At 41.7% G+C, this 23,135-nt stretch carries 18 protein-coding genes; 5 read left to right on the top strand and 13 right to left on the bottom strand.

The annotated features are described in order from the left end of the window. Positions 1-56: 56 nt before the first annotated feature. The 5 genes from HYI04_RS03900 to HYI04_RS03880 all read right to left on the bottom strand — a co-directional run bounded on the left by HYI04_RS03900 (position 57) and on the right by HYI04_RS03880 (position 8,810). The gene (locus tag HYI04_RS03900) at positions 57-416 is read right to left on the bottom strand and encodes a hypothetical protein (protein WP_010327007.1); all 360 of its coding nucleotides are present in this window, start codon (positions 414-416) and stop codon (positions 57-59) included. Positions 417-524: 108 nt separating this feature from the next. Next, entirely contained in the window at positions 525-959 is a 435-nt protein-coding gene (locus HYI04_RS03895) for an I78 family peptidase inhibitor (protein WP_010327008.1), read from the bottom strand. Between the two features lie 144 nt (positions 960-1,103). Beyond that, positions 1,104-1,307: a hypothetical protein gene (locus HYI04_RS03890; protein ID WP_010327009.1), complete on the bottom strand. Its 204-nt coding sequence runs from the start codon at positions 1,305-1,307 to the stop codon at positions 1,104-1,106. A 207-nt stretch (positions 1,308-1,514) separates the two neighbouring features. Further along, complete coding sequence (locus HYI04_RS03885) at positions 1,515-6,032, bottom strand: translocation/assembly module TamB domain-containing protein (RefSeq protein ID WP_010327010.1); 4,518 nt, start codon at positions 6,030-6,032, stop codon at positions 1,515-1,517. Between the two features lie 24 nt (positions 6,033-6,056). Next, positions 6,057-8,810 (bottom strand): autotransporter assembly complex family protein, encoded by a 2,754-nt coding sequence (locus HYI04_RS03880; protein WP_010327011.1) that lies wholly within the window; start codon positions 8,808-8,810, stop codon positions 6,057-6,059. A 176-nt stretch (positions 8,811-8,986) separates the two neighbouring features. Here HYI04_RS03880 and HYI04_RS03875 point away from each other — a divergent pair, with 176 nt between their 5' ends. Further along, positions 8,987-10,306: an MFS transporter gene (locus HYI04_RS03875; protein ID WP_010327012.1), complete on the top strand. Its 1,320-nt coding sequence runs from the start codon at positions 8,987-8,989 to the stop codon at positions 10,304-10,306. Between the two features lie 4 nt (positions 10,307-10,310). Continuing rightward, positions 10,311-10,946, top strand: a complete 636-nt coding sequence (coq7, locus tag HYI04_RS03870) for a 2-polyprenyl-3-methyl-6-methoxy-1,4-benzoquinone monooxygenase (protein WP_178895854.1) — start codon at positions 10,311-10,313, stop codon at positions 10,944-10,946. Positions 10,947-11,016: 70 nt separating this feature from the next. Here the strand turns inward: coq7 and HYI04_RS03865 are convergent, their stop codons facing one another. The 8 genes from HYI04_RS03865 to HYI04_RS03830 form a co-directional block, all read right to left on the bottom strand. Continuing rightward, a complete protein-coding gene (locus HYI04_RS03865; RefSeq protein WP_010327013.1) occupies positions 11,017-11,454 on the bottom strand; it encodes a hypothetical protein in 438 nt (145 codons plus the stop codon). A 163-nt stretch (positions 11,455-11,617) separates the two neighbouring features. Continuing rightward, positions 11,618-12,061 (bottom strand): 2-amino-4-hydroxy-6-hydroxymethyldihydropteridine diphosphokinase, encoded by a 444-nt coding sequence (locus HYI04_RS03860; protein WP_010327014.1) that lies wholly within the window; start codon positions 12,059-12,061, stop codon positions 11,618-11,620. After that, on the bottom strand, positions 12,018-12,398 hold the full coding sequence (gene folB, locus HYI04_RS03855; RefSeq protein ID WP_010327015.1) for a dihydroneopterin aldolase: 381 nt from the start codon (positions 12,396-12,398) through the stop codon (positions 12,018-12,020). Before folB ends, HYI04_RS03860 begins: the two co-directional genes overlap by 44 nt. Positions 12,399-12,543: 145 nt before the next feature. Beyond that, complete coding sequence (locus HYI04_RS03850) at positions 12,544-13,842, bottom strand: AarF/ABC1/UbiB kinase family protein (RefSeq protein WP_159152821.1); 1,299 nt, start codon at positions 13,840-13,842, stop codon at positions 12,544-12,546. 57 nt (positions 13,843-13,899) lie between these two features. Then, positions 13,900-14,670, bottom strand: a complete 771-nt coding sequence (locus tag HYI04_RS03845; protein WP_159152822.1) for a HesA/MoeB/ThiF family protein — start codon at positions 14,668-14,670, stop codon at positions 13,900-13,902. A 293-nt stretch (positions 14,671-14,963) separates the two neighbouring features. After that, positions 14,964-16,610, bottom strand: a complete 1,647-nt coding sequence (locus tag HYI04_RS03840) for an AMP-binding protein (RefSeq protein WP_159152823.1) — start codon at positions 16,608-16,610, stop codon at positions 14,964-14,966. Positions 16,611-16,869: 259 nt separating this feature from the next. Further along, entirely contained in the window at positions 16,870-18,006 is a 1,137-nt protein-coding gene (locus HYI04_RS03835; protein ID WP_005400702.1) for an acyl-CoA dehydrogenase family protein, read from the bottom strand. Positions 18,007-18,251: 245 nt separating this feature from the next. Then, entirely contained in the window at positions 18,252-19,022 is a 771-nt protein-coding gene (locus tag HYI04_RS03830) for a 3-hydroxyacyl-CoA dehydrogenase (RefSeq protein ID WP_005400701.1), read from the bottom strand. 143 nt (positions 19,023-19,165) lie between these two features. On the opposite strand from HYI04_RS03830, the gene HYI04_RS03825 reads away from it, so the two are divergent. The 3 genes from HYI04_RS03825 to HYI04_RS03815 all read left to right on the top strand — a co-directional run bounded on the left by HYI04_RS03825 (position 19,166) and on the right by HYI04_RS03815 (position 22,784). Continuing rightward, positions 19,166-20,191 (top strand): AraC family transcriptional regulator, encoded by a 1,026-nt coding sequence (locus HYI04_RS03825; RefSeq protein WP_178895853.1) that lies wholly within the window; start codon positions 19,166-19,168, stop codon positions 20,189-20,191. Between the two features lie 301 nt (positions 20,192-20,492). Continuing rightward, a complete protein-coding gene (locus HYI04_RS03820; protein ID WP_171519349.1) occupies positions 20,493-21,815 on the top strand; it encodes a sphingomyelin phosphodiesterase in 1,323 nt (440 codons plus the stop codon). A gap of 9 nt (positions 21,816-21,824) precedes the next feature. Continuing rightward, the gene (locus tag HYI04_RS03815; protein ID WP_159152825.1) at positions 21,825-22,784 is read left to right on the top strand and encodes a hypothetical protein; all 960 of its coding nucleotides are present in this window, start codon (positions 21,825-21,827) and stop codon (positions 22,782-22,784) included. Positions 22,785-23,135: the final 351 nt, after the last annotated feature.

Here is a 23,135-nt window from a genome sequence, read left to right as displayed (position 1 = left end):
TATGATTTAGAGTTTTGTCACAAAAAGTTCCATGCAAAAAATAAAAAAACCGTTCCTTAGAACGGTTTGTAATCTGGCATTTCAGTATGCGGTGTTGCAATACATTTTTCAGTATATTTCACCCGAACTTTTTCACGTGCACCTTCAATATCGGATTTAATTTCAGCCTCAGGTAAAGCATAAACATCTTCAATAATTTCTAACGCAAATGTTTTGGTCATTTCGTCTTCAACTTTATTGGCATGCTCAATTGCTTTATCTTTTTCAATGGCATTTTGACGGTCTAACATAATTGAACGTGCTGCATTACCAATACTTTTACAATAGCCATGCCATTGCTCTTCTGGTGTTAACGGTTTTTTTTCAGCACAACCCACCAGTGCAATCACAGCAGCCAAAGCGAATAACTTTTTCATTACAACTCTCCTATTCGCCCTATCATAATCAAACTTTTTCAAATGAAGAACCATTACCCACGTTAAATAGAATAAAAGCCCAAATTTGGGCATTTATTCTTAGAAAAATTAACCGCAGCTTGCTTGAACTACTTTATTGGTTTTCGGATCGACTGTTACTGTCACACGGTCTTCACGATAATCCATAGTCACAGGCTGCCCTGGTTGAACTAAGCGAACCATCTTCGCACTGGTTTTTTGCTTAATCTGTGCTTCAGTTAAATTTGACTGACCAATCAAAGCTGTCGCTTGCTCAGCAACACATTTGCTTTGACTAGCACGGAAAAGCGCCCATTCTTCAATGACTTGACCATTCGGCAAATGGCAATAGCCTACTTCACCATTGGCCTCTTTTCGAATCTCTAATTTACCACCCTGTTCAACACAGTATGTACTGGCAGGATTAGCCATACCTAAAGTTGGCTTTTCAGTTTCATTCTTTTGCGCAGTACTACAACCCGAAATAGCAGCAACCATTAATCCAAGCATTAAGATTTTTTTCATAAAAAATATTTCTTTAAATAAAAGATCAACATAGCAAATATGTTTGAAAAAAATTGTGCGAGTTTTGCAAAATTTAAGATTGCATAAAAAAGCCCATCACTTGACGGACTTTTTAGGTTGAAAAGCTATATTTTCAGGTCATTTTTAATTGACTGAGTGAATATCAAGCTCTTCATTTTTCGCTAAAACTACAGATGCTAAAATTGGAGTACCTAAAATGAACGGCATAGCAAAGATCCAAAAGACCACGGTATAGTGCGGATCAAAGAAAAACTGAATAGCAAGCGCCACTAAAATTAAAACTGAAAATAAAATCGCTGCAAAGCGTATTACAAAATTGATCGGCATAGGGATCATCACTCTAAATTTAGCAAGTCCATTTACTATACACCTACTTTCATTATGGTTTAATTGATTTTAAGTATCTAGTGTCTGTTATTCATAGGTTTTCTTCATCTATCAAATAAAAAGTTTTATCAAATGGCGGATTAAGCTTTTTTAACACCTAAAAGTAAAGCCTACATGATGTAGGCTTTATTTAGCAGAAGAGTAGCTTTAGAACTTCCAGTTATAGAAGACGTCGATGGCACGCTCTAATGACTGACTCGCCTCTAAGTACATACGTTTGTTCATTTGATAACGCAGAGTCAGTTTATTGACTGGCGTAAAGACACCCACGCCATAACGAATATATAAATCAGGTGTAATATAACCCGTCAGGCTGACTTGTGTGTCATCCCCTGTACCTTGCGCATCCAGCGCTAAACCGCTTAAACCAAAAGTACGTCCAATTTGGTTAGTGAAGGCGCGTGTGCCGCCTAAACCTAAACTAATCCCTGCGGCAGCAATGGTGTTATTGACATCTGACTTAAAGCCTTCCGTTTGACTTAAACCAGTTGTACCTTCATTAATGCGGCCTGTAATTAACGCATTCAAAGCTTCTTGCTCGGAAAGCCCTGCATCGTTATAGACTTGAATATTGGGTGATGTTGCCGTACCCGTCACACGGAAACCCACAGTGCTGCCTTGTACATTTTTATTTGCATCGACATCCAGTGTTGGGTTGCTCAACACACCGTTAAAACGCGCTATGGCACGGTTTAAATCCAAACTCTGTCCATAAGCTTCAATTTTAACTTTCTGACTTACCCCAATTGCACCATTGGCACGCATTGCAGTTTCAGCACCGCGCTGCGATAGATATAAACGTCCTAACAATGGAATACGACTATTAAAGCCTTGGAAGACAACTTGATTACCTAGTCCAACCATCAGATCGGCACGAATGTCCCAAGGTTTTGCACTATTTAAAATCGCCAATTGGTTTTGACCTTCTCTGACCACGCGTACATCAGACGATACGTTCACCACAGGTACAGATGCTTCAGGCATGGAAATAAGCGCACGAGGAACTTGAATTTCACCGTTTAAGCTTAATTTCTTACTCAACGGTAAAACATCCAGTGTGATTTTCGGCGTCACTAGCGCGGTAATTAATGGCGCTTGGCGAATCAGTAGATTTTCTCCATTCAACTGAAGCTGAATACGTGGATCATTTTTCCAATCTACCGTCCCTGTAAGTGTCCCCACACCACGACCACTGTTAAAAGCACCATTGATGGTGGCTTGGTCTTGGCGTATAGCGGAATACAGCTGAATATTGGTCAAATTGACTGGAAGTGAGATCATACTAATTGAACCATCTTTCAGACGGACATCGCCTGTAAGTAGTGGTGCTTTTAGCGTTCCATTAATTTTACCTGCATACGAAAGTGTTCCGCCCATCGAACGTACATCAGCAATGAAAGGTTTAAAAACTTTGAGTTGTATCTGATCAAATGCAATTTCACCGCGCATAGGCATATTGTCCCGATACGGATCAATAACCACATTGGCATAGCCCACACCAATTTCAGGTGTTTTGACATCCAAACGGATTTGTAAACCTTCCGCGATGCTTTTGGCAACCAAAGCTACTTGTTCATATTTTAAGGTAGAACCCATATCTTGTGGATCATCCGCCGCCAAGCCAATCACACCATCACGAGTGACTAAACGCGCATCAATTTTTGGTTTAGACCCTTGTGCCCAAACCGCTTTAGCATGACCATTTAACTTACCTGTAATTGCTAACCCTTCAGGCATAAAGGCAGCAAAGTCGTTTAGGTCGAGGTTTTGAGTTACGAATGAAATATTGCCACGTGTTTTACTCACACGAATCGGCTGGTCAAAACACAACTGACTTTGTTGACTCATCCAACAATGCGCACCAATCAACAAATCTGCTTTGGCACTGTTATAGACAACTGCTGCATTTTGGCGCTGTACCAAACGTGCACGTAAAGAGTCAAAATCACCTTTTTGGATCTGACCTAACCAATCATTTTGCGCATTAAAACCACCTGCCAATTGCACATAAAATTTCGACTTTTCGTTTTGTGCAGAAACTTTTAATAAATGGGCTTTACGAATACCTGCCAGTGAAATTTCACCTTGTTGAATTTCACGATTACCACTTCTTAAGCTTTCCATTTTTGCAGTCAATAATGACGGCGTTGTTTCCGATGTCGGCAATTGCCCGACAATGCGTAATTTACGCATATCAATCAGATCTTTAAAGCCAAAATTATCCACTGCTAAGTTTGCGGTAGCCCTTAAACGCGGTTGAGATTGGATATTTAAATAGCCGTAGGCACGGCCACGTAAGCCCGCATAAATTTCATACAGAGCAGGTGCATTAATATTCAGTCTCAGGTTTTGTGCATTACCCGTCGCTTGCACTTGGTTTTTGGCATAAGCCAACAGTAGATTATTCGCTTCAAACTGTTGCGGTAAAAAGCCCTTTTCACTGGAGTTGAGCACCAAAGCTAAATTACCTGTACCACGGACTGGCTTATTGTTCAGTGTACCCGCTAGGTTTAAGCTTTCAATGTTAATGCGTTTTAAAGCATCCGACCATGTGCCTTTGGTTTTCACTACACCAGACAATTCGCCTTTAACACTAGATGCAAAATATTGTGGTTTAAAACGAATGAATGCTGCATTCACATCCCAAGTGATACCGTGAATAAAATGTACCAAACCACTGGCATTAATTTGACCTGCCACACCATTGTGTTTCAGCTCAGTTACTTTAATAAACTCAGGCGTTCCTGAAAGTTTTAGGTTTAACGTGCCCTGACTGGCTTCAAACTGGCTGGCTTTTAAAGCACCATCATAGTTCACTGCATAGCCTTTGAAAGCACCACCAGCTTTTTCATCATTAAACAGGAGTGCCGCTGTTGACTTACCCGTTAAGTGAACCGTTTCATTATTGCCCACCATTTTTCCAGTCAGATCAATGCCCTGTAGCTGAATGATTTGCTGATTCGGTTTGGCATAGCCACTTGCTTGTAGCTTTCCGTTCAATAGATTAACCGGTGAAGCTTCTGCAACCATTTGCGGATTAAAATCTTTCGCGTTTAAAGCGGCTTTCCACTTCAGTTGACGTTTCTCATCTGGCAGCTCAACCACCGCATTGCCACTTAAGCTTCCCTTGCCTGCCACATAACTAAAACTCGGCACATTTAAATTATTATTTTTAAAATTTAACTGTGCGAGGTAATTACCCGCAGGTAACGTCGCTTTTTCGTGTTGACTCACAACAGTGGCAACATGAATATCTTGCTGACCTTCAACCAACGCCAGTTTTACATCCCCTGAAGCACTACTTAACCAACCGATATAAGGCACGGCGCGGTCAATATTTTTCCAAGAGACATCCATCAACATTGGCTGGACTTTGTTATTTTTCTCTGGGTTTTGGTCTAGTGCGAGATGCCATGCTTCATAACGATCAAAGTCTAGATCTGCGGTTAAGTGTAAACCCTTTTCAAGCGTACCTTTAGATGCAATTTTTGCATCTAAACTTGGCGGTAGAAAGTCAGAAACCACTTGTGGCAGTACATCGTCTTTAGGATTGATTTTATCTAAACGACCTTGTACATCCCAAGTGACATGATCTTTCCAACTCACCACACCACCCAGATTGACCGAACCTTTCATCAACTGAGCATTTAGGTTATCAATATCGAGTTGATGAACCAAATCGGTATGCATCAAAGCAGTATATTGACCTTTTGGAATGTCTTTACCACTCAGATCTGTATTTAAGTCGATATTTAAACGTTCGATATCACCTGAAAATTTAGCAACGCCTTTTTCAGCATAGAGTTTGTAATCGGTCAGGAGTGGTAAGTTGTAATGATTAAATTTAAGCTGACCTTGCATCGGTACATGCTTACGTACAGGGTGCAAAATGGCCCAACCTGTCAACAGGTCAGGTGTCCGCGTTGCAAAACCCGCTTGGATGGTGTCCAGTGTTCCTGTTGCATGTACAGCAATATCATGCACATTTAAACTATCACGCAGTGCCGGTAGGTTGGCAATAGCAGTCGCCTCAAGTGGATATTTCCCTGAGAATTTCATTTTCCCAGTTGCATTACGAACTGCTAAATAGCCCATGTCCATACGAGAGTCTTCAAACTCAAGTTCTGTCCCCGACCAGAGGGCATTATTTAAATGCACATCATAAAAATCTACTTGGGCATCGGATGCGGTACGGATATTTAAATGATCAACATCTGCTGTATCTAAACGTAAAACAAAGGGTAATTTAATTTCGCTGAACTTAAAGGGTTCATCACTCGGTTCACCTTTGGTAATGATGCGCAAATTGCGCACATCAGCTTCACGTAGATGAATCTCTTTATCTAAGATGGCGCGCCAGCCTAAAACCACATCGGCACGGTCAATTTTGACATCAACAGGTTTTAAGGTGACCACCACATTTTTAAGGATAATGCCTTTCCACAGATTACCGCCTTCATATTCATATTGGATAATCTGCTGGCGTTGTAAAACTTGGTCAAGTAAGAACTTACTGCCTTTATCGGTAGAAAACATGACTGCAAGCGATATCACCAACAAGATGAGCGTCAACAACAGCGTCAAAAGGACACTTCTAAAAATACGTCGCTGTTTGGCAAGCGGCGTAGGTGGTGTTGGTTCTTGCTGCTGTTCTACTTCAGCCATAGTCTTCCCAAAAAGTGTTAAATTTTATAATAATGAGCCAATAAAGAAATGCACACGTATCGGATGACTATCATCAGAAATTCCTGAAGCTACATCTATACGAATCGGGCCTATCGGCGATGCCCAGCGCACACCAAGACCGACACTGTATTCGGTGTCATTGCTAAAATCTGTATCATAAGCATTACCAAAGTCGCTGAATACTGCCGCACGCCAGCCTTCTTTAAATTGGTAATTGTATTCCATGGAGCCAACAGCCAAGGCCTGACCACCCACTTTAAAACCATCGACCACAGGTGACAAACTCTTGTAGTCAAAACCACGAATGCCTTGGTCTCCACCCGTGAAATAACGTAAGTTATAAGGAACTTTATTAAAGTCTTCAGTAAAGATATAACCGAGATCACCACGTCCGACAAACTGATGGTTGTCATTTTCACCCAATGAATAGATAAAGCGCCAACCCGCATTTACGATGGCCATATCTACATCTGAAAGTAGGCTTTCGCTTCCAAGTTCAATTTTATAAGTTTGTTTAATTCCTTTACTTGGGTTTACACGTTTATCGCTATCAATTCTAGAAATTTCATAACCCAATAAAAGCGACTCTTGCTCAGGGTCATTATTTGCAATAAATGCATCCGGCAAATCATCTACATTCGCTGAACCCTTTTGCGTCAATCGATCTAAACGGTAACGTACACCATAAGTATGTTGCCAATTTCCCATTGGGTTTTTAATAACACGATCAGCCCCGGCAACAGCAGACTCCGTGAGTAAGTTTACGCCTTGTCCGATGTCATCTCGTTCTTCACGCTCATACCCCCCCACGAGACTGATATAATCATTTAGTGGATGCTTATAGGGAATATTATAACGACCGTCGATAGACTGACGAATTTCTGAAAGCTCAAAGTTGGCGTCAAAAGAGTGACCACGTTGATTCACAATCGCACGGCGATACTGTGTACGTAAGCGTGCACCTGAGTCACTACCATAACCAGCACCGACTTCTACACTATTTAACTGGTCCGCGTTTAAAGTGACTTTGACAGGGATCACTTTTGTTTCTCGAGCTTCAAGTTTTAAACGTTCTTCTTCACTTTTTTTGGTTTCTTGTGCGCTGCGAAGCTCTAATTGTGCTTGATTTTGCTCGGCATCATTGACACCAGCAAACTGTGCTTCACTTACCACAGACTGCGTCACTTCACGGCTTGAAACAACTTCCTGTTTTTCTTGAACCAGAACATCCTGACGAGAAAGTTGTTGGTCATCGACCAACTGCTGTAAATCAGGGGGTAACTCACGAACCCTTTCTACAGGATCAGGTCGAACAGCATCTACCAAGCTGTAGTTAAAGTAACGTGAGTTGGTCAAATTATTAGCCAAACCATTAACACGCCAAAAAGTATAATCCGCCCCAGGCTCCCAAGTCACTAAACTTTGTAAAACATCTAAATCAATAGGCAGTGGTTTGCTTGGGTCGCTCATCACAAACTCAACACCGCCGAGTTTATAGCGTTCACCTGTTTCATAACGTAAGTTAATGTCTGCCGTATTTTGCGGCTGTTCAACTTTCACATCATGTAAACGCCAGTAACTATCAAAGAAACCGTTATTACTAGCAGCTTCATTAATTCGTGCTTTAGTCGACTCATATAAACCATGGTGTAATACATCACCGACATCTTGCTCTGGTAAGACTTTAATCACTTGGAACTGCGGTAAGTACTGACCTGCACCACTAAACTCGATGTTTTGTTCTTCAATCCGCACAGGGTTATTCGGTACCACTTGAATGCGCACACGATTACTGCTGGTTTTTTCAAACTTAAACTCAGCATTATAAAACCCGACGGCTTGAGCAGCTTGGTTGGAAAGTGTCCGCAACTGTGGCAGTGCTGAAGGAAAGTCTTCAAAAGATTCTTCAGTAAAGCTCGAAACCTTGCCTTCAATATTTTCTTTTAAATTGACCAAAGCAGCCTGATACGCTTTATTGGATATCTCGCCTTCATATTTCGCATTGATGATTTCAACATCTGCATTGATTCGCGGCACTTTTGCAGTATCTAATGCTCTTGGTGGTCGAATTTTATAAAGCATGCGCTTAAAGAAATTGGGTTCTTTGGCAATTTGCTCTTCAGCACTCATGCCAAAATCTAAGGTATTCCCTTCAGTGTTGGCTTCTACTGAAATTTTACTGTCTGCTTGAATGCTTTGCATCAGTTGATCAACATTGACTGGAGCTTGATTAATTTCCGCCATTTCCTGTTGAGTTGCATCGCTTAGCACCAACTCTGTCGTTTGACCACTTCGGTAAGCTTGAGCTTCTGCTTTCGCTTGCTCAGCCACCTGATAAATATCATTGGCCATGCCTTGATCAACTTGTACAGTTGGCAAGTCCTCAAGATCATCAAACTCAATCGGTGCAAATTCAGGTAAATTTTTTAAAGCCGTCTGTTGCTGTTGCAACATTTGCATACTGTCTGGAACCGTGGGCTGAACTACAGAATTTTCAACTTTTTTTAATTCGTCCGCGCTACCCATACCTTGACGAATCGCTTCTTTTTTAATGTCTTCAGTGAATTCTGTAGAATTTTGTGGCTCGACTTGTACGTTACTTGGTTCAATCGCAACGGGGGTTTCAGCCAAAGCCGCTTGTGGCAAAAGCGTTAAAAAGATACTCAGACACAAATATTTATTGTTATGATGCCACGGTATGAAAGAATTCATACTCAATGAAAGAGTCGACTTTTTAAATTGTGTTTTGGCAAGCATAGAAAACTCTAAATTTATTTAATCGTTATGGATTTGCTCTAATGAATTGTCACAAAAGAACTGAAATCTATTGATTATTTTACCCAATTTCAGGTTTTAAATATCTTACATGATTTTATTGAACGTTTGAGCAATTAGTCACATTTCTTAATAAAACTTAATACAGCGCAAAAAGCATGAAAAACAATGAACATCTATTAAGTACCCGTCGTTTTCTTCCCATGTTTATTACCCAATTTTTTGGTGCTTTAAACGACAATGTCTATAAACAAGCTTTGCTTTTAGTCATTACTTATGGATGGATTAATCAACAAGCTGCAGATGTCAGTACCTTAAATAATTTAGCCGCACTGTTTTTTATTTTGCCTTACTTCATTTTTTCTGCAACCGCAGGACAAATTGCCGATAAGTTTGAGCGCTCACAACTTATTCGTGGCATCAAAGTTCTAGAAATTGTGATTATGCTCATCGGTTCCGCGGGTTTCTTATTGGGCAATTTATGGCTACTGCTCTTGGCTCTATTTATGATGGGCACGCACTCCACCTTCTTTGGCCCCATTAAATACGCCATTTTACCTGAGATTCTAAAACCGAATGAACTCATGTCAGGCAATGCGCTATTTCAGTCGGGTACCTCCATTGCTATTTTAATCGGGATGATTTTGGGTGGCGCAGTCATTTCGGTTTCTCAAGGCAATCTTATTTGGATCAGCCTAACTGTCGTCATCATTGCCGTTTTGGGTTATCTCTCCAGCCGATTTATCTTAAAACAGCAAGTCAGCTCACCCGACTTAAAAATTGACTGGAATTTCTTTAGAACCAGTTTTCAAACACTCCAATATGCCAAAAGTCTCCCCCTCATCTTTATGATTTTACTGGGGAATTCATGGTATTGGTTTTACGGTGCAACTTATCTCACCCAAATTCCACAGCTGACTCAACAAAACCTACATGCATCAGAAAATGTCGTCAGTCTTTTACTCACGTTCTTTTCTGTCGGGATTGGAGTTGGTTCACTGCTGTGTCGTAGAATTGGTGGCTCTGAAGTGAATATTAAAATGGTGCCAATCGGTGCGATTGGGCTCACCCTATTTGCCTTTTACTTGGCTTTGAGTCTGGCTTTTGTACCTGAGCGTACAGGGGCAATGATGAATGTCGCGGATATGTTTAACCACGGTGCAATTTACTACCATGTCATGCTTGCGGTGACCTTACTCGGCATCAGTGGCGGTTTTTATATTGTGCCGCTATACGCCATGATGCAAGCCTATTCACCGCGTTCACATCGTGCACGTGTTGTTGCCGCAAACAACATATTAAATGCGGTGTTTATGGTGTCTTCTGCTATATTTTCGATTATCATTTTAAGTGTTTTGAAGATTGATATTAAAATACTTTTCAGCATTACTGCTGTATTGAGTGCGGGCTTTACGCTGTGGTTGTTATATCGACTCAAACCCATGCTAAAAACTGTACAACCTGAGTTAGAGGACTAAAGTTATGCGTCATTACACTGGCATCGATGAATTTATCAATTCTTTTGATCAAGCCCTGCGCAGCTTAGTTCCAGGCACGACGTCTGCTCAACGTGAAAACCCAGGCAAGGCGGTCGAAACCCAACTCGCCGTGAGTGAAGCGCGTCATGTTGCAGGTTTAATGCGGGTCAACCATAGTGGTGAAGTCTGTGCGCAAGCGCTTTATCATGGGCAAGCTTTAACGGCAAAACTGCCAAATGTACGCCGCGAAATGGAACAAGCCGCGATTGAAGAACAAGACCATCTTGCATGGTGTGAAGACCGATTAAAAGAGCTGGATAGCCATACCAGTCTGCTCAATCCTATTTGGTACGGCTTATCCTTTGGTATGGGCGCAATCGCAGGCATTGCAGGCGATAAATATAGCTTAGGTTTTGTTGCAGAAACTGAACGCCAAGTGAGCCTGCACTTACAGCATCACATCAGCCAACTCCCTGCTCAAGATGACCGTTCTCGTAATATCCTTGTGCAAATGAATGAAGATGAATTACACCATCGTGATACAGCACTGAATGCTGGCGGTGTCGATTTACCGATTCCTGTCAAAATTACCATGACGGCGATTTCAAAACTCATGACCAAGACCAGTTATTTTATTTAAACCACAATGGTTTGAACCCAATAAAAAAGCAGTGGTTATGCCACTGCTTTTTTATTGGCTGAGTGCTGAGTTATTCCACAACGATCGGCAGTAATAAAGTATTACCTACTTGCTTTAAATTCGCCGTATATTTTGACGCTAGTGATGGGTTAGATGGATAGCTTTTCCCATTGTATTTCAGCACGACTTGCCCTAAACCTCGGGTATAGACCGATAAATCACGCCAACCTTGGGTTTGAGTACTTAAGGCATAAATCGGTGTAGATGACACGGTCATTTTGCTATGCGGTTGAAAACTTCCATTTGCAAGACCTTGAAAGACCAGCAATGTACAGCCACCAGAACCACACCACTCCATCCCACTTAATAGCACCACGGCGTCATCGATTCCGTCTTGGTTTAAATCATATAGGCGAGTTTGATAATCCGATTGATCTTGGGTATAGGCCTGAACAGCTAGTTTTAACCCTTGTTTTTCAGTCGTTTGAGATACACTCGTTATATCCATAGCAGTTGTCGCTGTCATTTTGGACGGAGTTGAATGACAGCCCGTTAGAAACACTACTAAAGAAAGAGCACTCAAAATTTGTATTTTCATGAAAATAGCTCGCTGCGAATTATATTTTATAAGCATGTTAAGCCAGTTCAAGTGCCAATCACACTTCGATATGTTATTTGGTTTCCAAGCAGCTTACCGTTGGAAATGTATGCGCTTGATGTTGAAATGCAGCATCCTTCCACACATCGAACATTGGAATTTTAACATCTAAAGCCAAAGGCAATTTTTTGGGATTGAACTGCATATGTTCTAAGTTTTCACCCCATGCAATCAAATCGACATCCAGTGAAATCTGATGTGATGGACGGACACGCCCAGATACTGCTTCCATATTTTTCAGCAATACCGAAATATCGGCAACGGACAAAGACGATTTCAGCAAACAGGCTGCATTCCAATAATCTGCCCCAACTCCATCACGGCATGGAATTAAATAAATGTTCGAAAATTGCAGTTGCCCAATTTTAGCAAGTTGCTCAGAGGCATATAAAAAATGTTGCTTTGGATTATTATTACTCGCCAGAGCTAGGGCGAAAATCGTTTCGGTGGCGTTCAAGACGAATTCCTACAGAATTTGCTTGCGCGATAATGGCAGGCTTACGGATGGTAATATTAATCGATTCAATCGCATGAAAGGTAGAAAAAAGTGCGTTGATGACCAATTTTGCCGCATGTTCAATCAGTTCAGGCTTAGCATCTTGAATGACCTTTGCCGCGATTTCACAAATTTCAGCATAGTTTAAGGTATGGTCTAAGTCATCTGAGTTTGAAGCTTGCTCCAAATCTGTTTGAATAATCATATCCAACATTAAAGGCTGAATAATCTGACGTTCCCAGTTAAAACAGCCAACCACTGTTTCAACTTTTAAGCCTTCAATGATAATTGCGTCCACATTATTACCTTTAACAGATTTGACTTTTTAATCCCTGCCTTGCGAAACCATGTTTCTCACCGCTTAAACAGGAAAGCGTTTTTCAGTCCCTCCTTTCAAAAGAAGGACTGAAAGGGATTTTTTGGTGAATGTGCTTCAAAAGAACTTAGTTTTTTAACAACACATTTGGATCCATAGTTTGCACCATTTGCAAACGCTGGTCAGCATAGATGTCGGTATACGGCGCAAGGATGCGCATGAAACGATCAAAATACAGCATCTGTTTAAATAACAAGGCAAAATCACGCGGGAAGCGAATACCGTGACGCTCGCCCACTGCGACCATATCCATCATGATGTCATTCAAATCTGCTGGGTTTGAACTCAGCAATTCTTGCGGATCTGCCAACAACACACCACTAAATAAACGCTCAAGATCTGCGGCCAACACCTGAGTATCAATCTGCACTGCGGTCATGCCCATTTTCAGCATGTTTTCTGCCATGAGTGCATAATCCGTTTTTTGTAAGGCATCCATAAAGGCGATACAAGCTGTCCATACTTCAGGTTTCAACTGTCCCACAATGCCGAAATCAATAAAACCCACACGACCATCATCAAGCAGCATTAGGTTTCCAGCATGTAAGTCAGCATGGAAGCTATTACACATCATTAGACTACCAAACCATGTATTCATGGCAGTTATCAGGACTTGGGAAGGATCTTTGCAACGCTGTTTAACCACTTCAAAATCAGTTAATGGCACACCGTAAAGACGCTGCATGGTGAGCACACGGCGAGTCGAATATTGATGATAAACTTTAGGTGCCATCGCCTTATGGTTTTGCGTGATATTGAGATAGTTCACAAAGTCATCCAGATTACTGGCTTCTTCAATAAAATCGACTTCTCGAACCATGCGGGTTTTAATTTCTTCCACAATGTCTGCAAGCGATGCAAATTTAACTTTAGGCACTGCTTTTTCTAAAACCTTGGTTGCCCAGTGCAGAACATTTAAGTCGGTATATAGAATTGTTTCTACACCCGGCTTTTGTACTTTAATCACTACATCTTCACCCGTCACTAGCTTTGCAGCATGGACTTGGGCAATAGACGCTGAAGCTAAAGGTGTTTCATCAATCGATGCAAAAATCTCAGACAGGTTTCGGCCTTCAAACTCAGACGCCAAAACCCCCTGTACATAACTAAACGGTAAAGATGGAGTTTGGTCTAAACAGCCTTGAAACTCTTCAACATATTCACGTGGAAAAAGTGAAGGTGTACTTGCAATAAACTGACCCAACTTGATATAGGTTGAACCTAGAGACTCGAAGGTTTCACGCATCAGTTTGGCATTACTTGGTTTTTCAGTGGCGTACTTAATACCCGCACGTGCAGCAATGACAGCTGTTTCCCCAACACGGGCAACAGAGCGCAGTCCATCTAAAAAGATATTGTTCTTCATAATATCGGTCAAAAATAAATTGTATTGAGTGTATCAAAGAATGAAAAAATTGTAGGCTTATCTTGCCTGACAAACGAGACAATCTGTATCTTTTTCGAAAGCAAGCAAACGTTGTTTCATACTTAGACCATCCCAAAGCAACAGGCGTTGTTTGAGTGCGGTGACATTTAAACCCAAGTATAAAAGTGCATGATGCGCTTGAAGGCTGGCCATCACGTTCGGCGTGGTGGCCAAAACACCTGAATCTGCACAGCGCAGGCTTTCATTCGCATGTTCTTCTTTCGGGAACAGACATTCATAGCAAGCGGACTCACCTTCCACCATAAACAGTTGCCCTTGAAAACCAATGGCCGATGCACTGATGAGTGGAACATTGGCTGCTTTACACTGCTGATTGACCAAATATCGTGTCGTAAAATTATCACAACCATCAAGAACTAAGTCTTGACCTGAAATTAAACTGGCTGCATTGGCTGTATCAAGTTTTACAGCATGCGCATGGACTTGGATGTAGGGATTGATCTGCTTTAAACGCTGGGCCAAAACCTCTGCTTTATAAAAACCGACATTATTTTCTACATAGGCAATCTGTCTTTGGAGATTACTCACTTCGATCGTATCAGCATCAATCAGGGTGATTTGCCCTACGCCAGCACGTGCCAATAACTCCGCAGTCATACAACCAATGCCGCCACAGCCGACAATGAGTACATTGGCCAACTTGAGTTTTTCTTGTGCCTCTATATCCCAACCGTCCAATAAAATCTGACGACTATAGAGGTGCATTTCAGCATTACTGAGTTCTAGACTTTCATCTAACTCGTCCATGATTCAGCCTTTTGCTAAAGAAAATGTTGATGGCGAATTATACCCATGAAACCAAGGTTAGCCATGCACAAATTCAATAAATGCTATGTGCTTTAGATAGCTCAACTTTTTGACTTTTAAGTTACGGAGATTGAATCATAATAGTTGCCTAGTCAAATTTACTTAGGCTATTTATATCTCCAGCTATATTTCTAGTGGTATTCCACAGGTCACATGCCGCTATGAATGGATAAAGAAAAAGCCAGTCTATTAGAACTGGCTGGCTTTAGCTTTAAGACCCTTTTATTTGTAAATTAAATGGCAGCTTGTAGGGTTTGCATCTTTGCCACTTCTTGCTGTTTCAGCAAATTACGTTGAATTTTGCCACTCGACGTTTTTGGCAAGCTTTCAACAAACTCAATTTCTTTCGGATACGCATGTTTAGATAAACGTGAACGCACATAGGCTTGGAGTTTGCTATCCAACTCTTTAGAGGCTTGGTACTGTGGCTTTAGCACCACAAAAGCTTTCACCACTTCCGTGCGCTCTGGGTCAGGCTTACCAATCACAGCCGACTCAAGTACTTCTACACACTCAAGCAAGGTACTTTCGACATCAAAAGGCCCAACGCGATAGCCTGACGTTGTAATGACATCATCAGCACGCCCAACAAAGTCGATACCGCCAATTTCATTCAGTTTGACCGTATCACCGGTTAAATAATACTGCCCCACAAAGGACTTACGGTTATTGCCACCATAGCCTTTAAACCATGTCAGTGGTGACTGGCTAAAGTCTATCGCCAACGTTCCAATTTCACCGCACTTCACTTCTTGGTGATTCGCATCCAGCACAGCAAAGCGGTGTCCAGGGTTGGCAAAGCCTGCCGACCCGACTTTTTTCTCATGCTCCAGTGCATGATGGTTGGCAATCACCATGCCCAACTCAGTTTGTCCATATTGGTCATAAATGTTGACGTTCAGATCATTATTGAACCAATGAATCACTTCTGGGGTCAAAGGCTCACCCGCACTACTGACGGCGCGTAAATGGGTCTTAATGGAAGGATCAAACTTTTCTTTAAAACCAAAGAACATCCGAAAAGCTGTAGGCGAACCCGTTAAGTTACTGACGCGATACTTTTTAATGACTTCAACCGCATGATCGACGCTAAATGCACGCTCATCCATAATGATGCTATGCCCCAAACTGAGCGGGCCTGTAATGCCGTAGTACAACCCATAAGCCCAGCCCGGATCGGCTAAATTCCAAAATGAATCGTCTTCTCTTAAATCAACCGCATGTTGCATATAACCCTTAAAAGCCAAAACAGCTTTTAAAGGGACAGGCACTGATTTGGCCAAACCTGTGGTGCCTGAGGTAAACATCATCAGGAAATCATCATCAAAGCTACGTAAAACAGCTTCACATTGATCAGACTGTTGTTTGACCTCCTGCCAAAATTCAGCTTCATTGCTAGCTAAGTTTGTTCCTGCATTCACAGTCAGGATATGTTTGACTTCAACGTGATTTAGCTTTGGACGTTGCTCTGCATTGGTCACGATCAATTTGGTGTTCGCAGTTAAAACTCGATGTTCAATCGCCTTCGACTCAAAAGCAGTAAACAAAGGCTGATAAATCGCACCGATCCGCCATGTTGCTAAAATCGTAATCAGCAGTTCAGGCGTACGCGTTAACAGCCCTGCGATACAGTCACCCACTTGAATGCCAATACTTTTAAAATAATTTGCCAACTGTGCTGAGGCAACATCGAGCTGTTCAAAACTCCATTGCTCTGACTCGCCATTTTTTCCTTCCCAAATGAGTGCTGTTTTTTGCTGCCCGACATAGCGCTGACAGCACTCAATATAAGCATTCATTGCATTGGGTTGGCCGACCAATTGTTCTTGAATCAGTTGATCATAGTTAAATTCTTGATGGGCTTGTTCTAATGTCTTCATCACGACAACCTCGCATTATCCATTTTTTAAGGCCAAATCCACTTTGGCCGTCCATATTCTTTATTGTTTTAAGCGTTGAACTGACCTCATTGTCAGTCCTATATTGTTTGAAAACCTAGAGCAGCTCAGCTGCTCGACTTAATACTTGTAACTAACTGCTGCACCTAGATAACCATGTTTTAAATGCACCTACAATTTCCAAATCCCTCAATGAAAATGCAGGCTTTGAACATCGACCAAGGTCTAAAACTGAGTCGACTTAAACCTTGGTGACTTCACGTGCAATGACAAGACGCTGGATATCAGACGCCCCTTCATAAATCTGGCTCACACGGACGTCCCGATAAATTCGTTCAACAGGAAAATCTGAAACATAGCCATAGCCACCATGAATTTGAATAGCATCAGAACAAACACGCTCCGCCATGGTTGAGGCAAACAATTTGGCCATAGACGCTTCTTTTAAACATGGCAAACCTGCATCCTTCAAAGCGGCTGCATGGAAAATTAACTGACGTGCAGCTTCAATTTGTGTCGCCATATCGGCTAAACGAAAAGCAACTGCCTGATGTTGTACAATTTCAACACCAAAGGCTTTACGGTCATTGGCATATTCAACTGCTGCATCTAAAGCGGCGCGAGCCATGCCCACTGATTGCGCAGCAATACCAATACGTCCCGACTCCAAATTTGAAAGCGCTATTTTATAACCTTCGCCTTCAGCACCTAGCAAATGATCAGCAGGAATGCGGCAGTTCTCCAAAACAATGGTTGCCGTATCCGAACAGTGCTGCCCCATCTTTTCTTCTATACGAGAGACAATATAGCCTTCGGTATCGGTTGGGACTAAAAAGCAAGAAATACCTTTCTTACCCGCACCTTTGTCTGTGACTGCAAAAACCAAAGCGACTTGCGCATGCTTTCCTGTGGTAATGAATTGTTTGGTTCCATTCAGCACCCATTCCTCACCTTCACGAACGGCCTTGCACTCCAACGCACCTGCATCTGAGCCTGCTTGTGGTTCAGTGAGACAAAAACATCCCAACCACTCACCTGTGGCAAGCTTGCTTAAATATTGCTGCTTTTGTGCATCAGTTCCGTAGCGCTGAGTAATACCACACGGCAGTGAGTTTTGCACACTGACAATGGTCGAAATCGCACCATCACCTGCTGCAATTTCCTCAAGTGCCACCACCAGTGAAATATAATCTAAGCCTGCACCACCCCATTCAGGTGAAACAGTCATACCCAAAGCGCCTAACTCCCCCAACTCTTTAAGTTCTTGCGCAGGAAACTGTGCGGTTTTGTCACGTGCAGCCGCAGTTGGCTTCAGTTTTTCCTGCGAATAACTACGCAACATATCCTGAACCATTTTTTGTTCTTCATTTAAAAGCATTAGATGTCCTTTTCTATATCAATTATATTCAGTTCAAAATTTCTACTATTTACAGCATTTGGATAGATGTGACGGCGACATGGATGTCGCCTCCGAAACTGAGATACAAGGATGTATCTTCAGTTTCGAAAAGGATTTTTGTTTCTTTTGATCCTTCAAAAGAAAATGAATACGGACACAATGCTATTTTAATTCGATTAGAAATTTGCAGCTGTACAGATCATCATTTTCTATAAAAATCTAACTTATTTAGGCTGCATACGAATCGCGCCATCTAAACGAATCACTTCACCATTCAAATAACTATTTTCAAAAATATGCCCTACAAGCTGAGCGAACTCTTGAGGCTTTGCCAAACGCTTCGGAAATGGCACCATTTCACCCAACGCATCTTGTACATTTTGCGGCATCGCCTTCAACATTGGCGTTTCCATAATGCCCGGAGCAATGGTCATCACTCGAATTTTCTCACGTGCTAGTTCACGTGCCAGCGGTAAAGTCATTGAGACAACCGCGCCTTTCGATGCCGCATAAGCGGTCTGGCCAATTTGTCCGTCATAGGCTGCAACAGAAGCTGTATTCACAATCACTCCGCGTTCTTCTTCACCAGCTTGAAGTTCATATTTCGCGATTAACTGCGCAGCAAAACGCAGCATATTAAAAGTACCTGAGACATTGATGTTTAATACTTTTTGGAATAACGCCAGCTCATGAATACCATCACGACCCAACACTTTGGCTGAAGGCGCTACTCCCGCACAGTTCACCAAACCATTCAACTGTGCATATTCCGCCTCGACTTCTTGGAAGAAACTTTGCACAGCGTGCTCATCAGTAACATCGAGGCTTTTAAAATGAGCATTTTCACCCAACTCACGCTGTAGCTCTTCACCTAAAGCTTGGTTCATATCTACCAAAATGACTTTCGCACCTTGTTCAATCAAATGACGTGCTGTTGCTGCACCTAAACCCGATGCTCCACCCGTGACGACAAAAACCTTCCCTTGAATCTTCATTTATTTTTCCTTGTATGATTGAATGCTACGACTTAAGAAGAAATGTAAACACAGAAGCACTTGAGTACAATTTCCAAATATTGCATCTTCCATGATGGTTTTGGACAATGCTCAAAATGCACAATAAAAATATGGAAGCCACTATGACTGCATCAGAACATGCAAATGCCCAGAAAGATTCCATTTCAATTGCTTTGGTACACGAAGCATTGTTTGAAGCTGAAAAGCAGGGATACGCAGTTGCAGATATTTTGAAAAATGCAGGCATCAATAGCGAATTGCTAAGTGCGACAAAAGCACGGGTCTCAGTCAATCAATATGCACAGCTCTGGACTGAACTGGCCAATGTCATGAATGATGAGTTTTTTGGAATGGATCGTCATGCTATGCGCCGTGGCAGTTTTCAGTTTTTATCTAAATCACTGTTACACACCACCCAGCTGGACCAAGCCATTCAGCATATTTTGCAGTTTATGAATTTGGTACTAGACGACTTTAGCAGTCACCTCATGGTGCAAGAACATTATGCCTATATTGTGATTTATGAACGACAACAGCCCAAGCGTATGTTTAGTTACGCAACTTACATCATGCTGATTCATGCCCTAATGTGTTGGCTAATAGGTCAACGGGTGATTTTGAATCAAATTCAACTCAAATGTGATGCGCCTAGAGATGATATCGACTACAAAGTTCGTTTTTGTGAAAATATCCTGTATCAAATGGCTGAAAACTATATTCAGTTCGATGCCAATTATTTAAAAATGCCCATAAAACAGGACAGTAAATCGTGGTATCAATTTATTCAGCAAACCCCACATATTTTACTGACCCGTTATAAAAATCCACATTCAACCAGTTCTCAAATTCGTCGCTATTTAATGCAAGAACACCCGATCCAGTGGCTGGAACTGTCTGAAATTGCCCATCATTTCAATATGTCTGAGGCGACTATTCAGCGACGACTGAAAAGTGAAGGTTTCAGTTATCAACAGCTCAAAAATGATATACGCCGTGATATGGCGATTGAGCTGCTCAGCAACAGCCAAGTATCATTACAAGACATTAGCATTGAACTCAATTTTCATGATCCGAGTGCTTTTCATCGTGCTTTTAAAAAGTGGACTGGGGTCAGCCCTGGCGCCTATCGTCAAAATAAGGACGCTTAACTTCAGTCGATTGGTATAGGCAACTACGTGACGCCCTTGCTCTTTCCACATAACAAATAACCAACCCATACCATTCTATTGTTCTAGCATTGGTTTTGATTGGCCAAATAAAATGTCAACAGGGCTTATAAATTAAATTGATTTTTTGATGCTCATTCATCGGAAAATCAGGGCGCTGTCGCACTTTGTCACTGACTTAAAAAAATTACCTGCCATAGTGATCTCGTCATATTGTTTTACACAATATTGAATAAAAACATCATGGAGGGAACACATGAGCACCCAATTAAATAAAAACTTAATGGAAAATATCGGATGGTTATTATTATTGCTGTGCAGTCAGCCAGTGATAGCCGACTCATACGTTTATGTGACCAATACCACCCCTGAAACAGTCTCCGTCAATATTAATCATCACGGTACACGCACCTTAACGCAAGGGAGTCAATGGGCCCAAGAAGCCACCCAAATTGCACCTTATGAAACCAAACGTGTACTGCGTTTTAACCGTTATACAGGGGTAAAGTCAGGTCAAACTTATAATTTTGATACCGTGATTACAGGCGGTGGTTCAAGCGTCACCCTGAAGCAATCCATGACCGGCACTTGGTCTGGCAGTAATATTAAACACTCTGCATCTGGCAGTGATTTTTCTGCACCATGGTTTAACGACCGTAACATTCAGCGCTTCAACACCAATTATGCAGGAAAAACGGCACAGACTGCGTTTAAAGCTGAGTACACTGGTGGTTATGACGACTTCCACTACACTATCCATCAAAATACCGTGCCAGAACCCGTCGCCAGCAGTGCTGATGAGTTTAAAGTTTTAACCTACAATATTTATGCGCTTCCTTTAGTAGCAAGTAAAATTGATTCGCGTTTAGAGCAACTGCCGCAAAACCTAAAAGGTTACGACGCGATCTTATTCCAAGAAACCTTTGCTTCTGGTCGTACCGCCATGTTGGCCAAATTAGCGCAGGAATATCCGTACCAAACCTATATTCCAATCGGTTCAGGTTTCAATATCTATGACAGCGGCATATTGGTTGCAAGTCACCATCCAATTGTAAAAACGGATCATTTTATTTACCCGAGCTGTACAGGGATTGACTGTTTTGCCGATAAAGGCGTGATTTATGCTGAAATTCTCAAGAATGGCAAAGCCTATCATGTGACCTCCACACATACCGCATCGTTTGATACCGACGCGGCACGTGATATGCGCCAGCAACAATTTAAGCAAATCCGCGCTTTGGTCGATAAGCAAAATATTCCATCATTTGATGCAGTGCTCATGGGCGGTGACTTTAATGTCAACAAACTCCTGTGGCCTCAAGATTATGCGCAAATGCAAATTAACTTGAATGGTACAGTACCAGTCAGCACAGGATATACCGAATCGACCTTCGACCCACGTGTGAATAAACTCGCAGGTGCAGGACTTACGGGTGGCTCTACCGTAGAGTATTTAGACTACGTGGTGTCATCCAATAACCACCGTCAGCCTATGCAAGCACGTAACGATGTCCGTATTCTTCGCTCGGCTGCCGACCCCGTATTTATGACTTGGGACTTATCTGACCACTTCCCAGTAATGGGTCAATTCCAATACAACCCATAAGGAATAATAATGAAGCGCTTTGGGCTTATCGCTTTGGTGCTGAGTGTATTGGTAATCGGTGTGGTGATATGGTTGGGCCTTGGCTCATCATATGCCACATCGGCTCAAACTCAGGCATCCTCACCGTCCCTTACAGAGACTGCTCAACCCAGCAGTTTGCAAGAGAAGCTTGCCGCTGCAAACAATGACGAGTCAAAAATGCAGCAACAACAGCAACAAGAATCCATCCAACAAATCATTCAACATTTTCAAAAAAATCCGGGCAATATCACACAATTATTAAACCAGTTACAGCAAAACTGCCCCGATACCAACTGTCAGGCATTATTAAAACAGGTACTGGCCGAATATCCAGATCAGCAGTTTGCTCAGACTTTAAAACAATTGATAGAACGCCTGCCGCTTTACGAAAAAGAAATGCAAGCTAAAATCATGTCCACACAAATGACTCCACAACAGCGTTATCAGGAAATTTGGAACTTACGTGAGCAGACTTTAGGTAAGCAAGAAACCCAACTCGGCTTTGCTGAAGAAAAAGAGTTTGCTAGCTATCAGTTTGCTTATGGTGAGCTCTTGAGCCGCGCACCGCACATGACCTTACAACAACGACTGAGTGAACTTTCACAACTACAGCAACAATATAGAAACCCGAGCAAAAATATTGATGGTCAGAGTGGTAGTTATGATAAAGCCCTTAAATTGGCTTTAATTGGCGTCACCGACCCAATACAACAGCAAGAAATTACCCAACAAATTCGTAACAGCTACTTTTCAGGCAAAGAAGCGGCGCAGTTGGCTGAACGCGAACAACAAGTCGCTCGACAACAACAACAGATCGCCAGTTATCAATCTGAGCTTGCTGCTCTCAACCAAGAAATGAACCAGCAAAAACAAACCTTAGCTGAAAGTGCATGGCAACAGCAATATCAACTCCGTCTAGAACAACTGAGGCAAAAGCACTTTAACTAGTGGCTTAAACATTCATCATTCTCCACATCAAACAAAGACAGCTAAAGCAAGGTGATATACCTCATGTTGCTTTAGCATGTCCTTATAAATTGCAATTCCACAATGTTTTGAGTTCGCATCACTGATGCGTAAAATAAAGACTATTGCAATGATAATATTAATAAAGTTATTATAATTTAATATCTTAAGTAAAAATAAAAGAACTTTTTGATTAAAACTCCACAATATTTCACCTTGAATACTTCTTTTTGATCAAGCCGAGTCCATTTGAGCAATAGCGTAAAATGTAAACATGCACTCAATTTAATAAATTGAATCTTTTCACTCACTTAACAAATCCATCTTTCATTT

Source organism: Acinetobacter sp. SwsAc2 (assembly GCF_013391465.1).
Lineage (GTDB): Bacteria > Pseudomonadota > Gammaproteobacteria > Pseudomonadales > Moraxellaceae > Acinetobacter > Acinetobacter johnsonii.
Note: the sequence above shows the minus strand (reverse complement) of the source record. Positions and strands in the feature narration are given on the sequence as shown.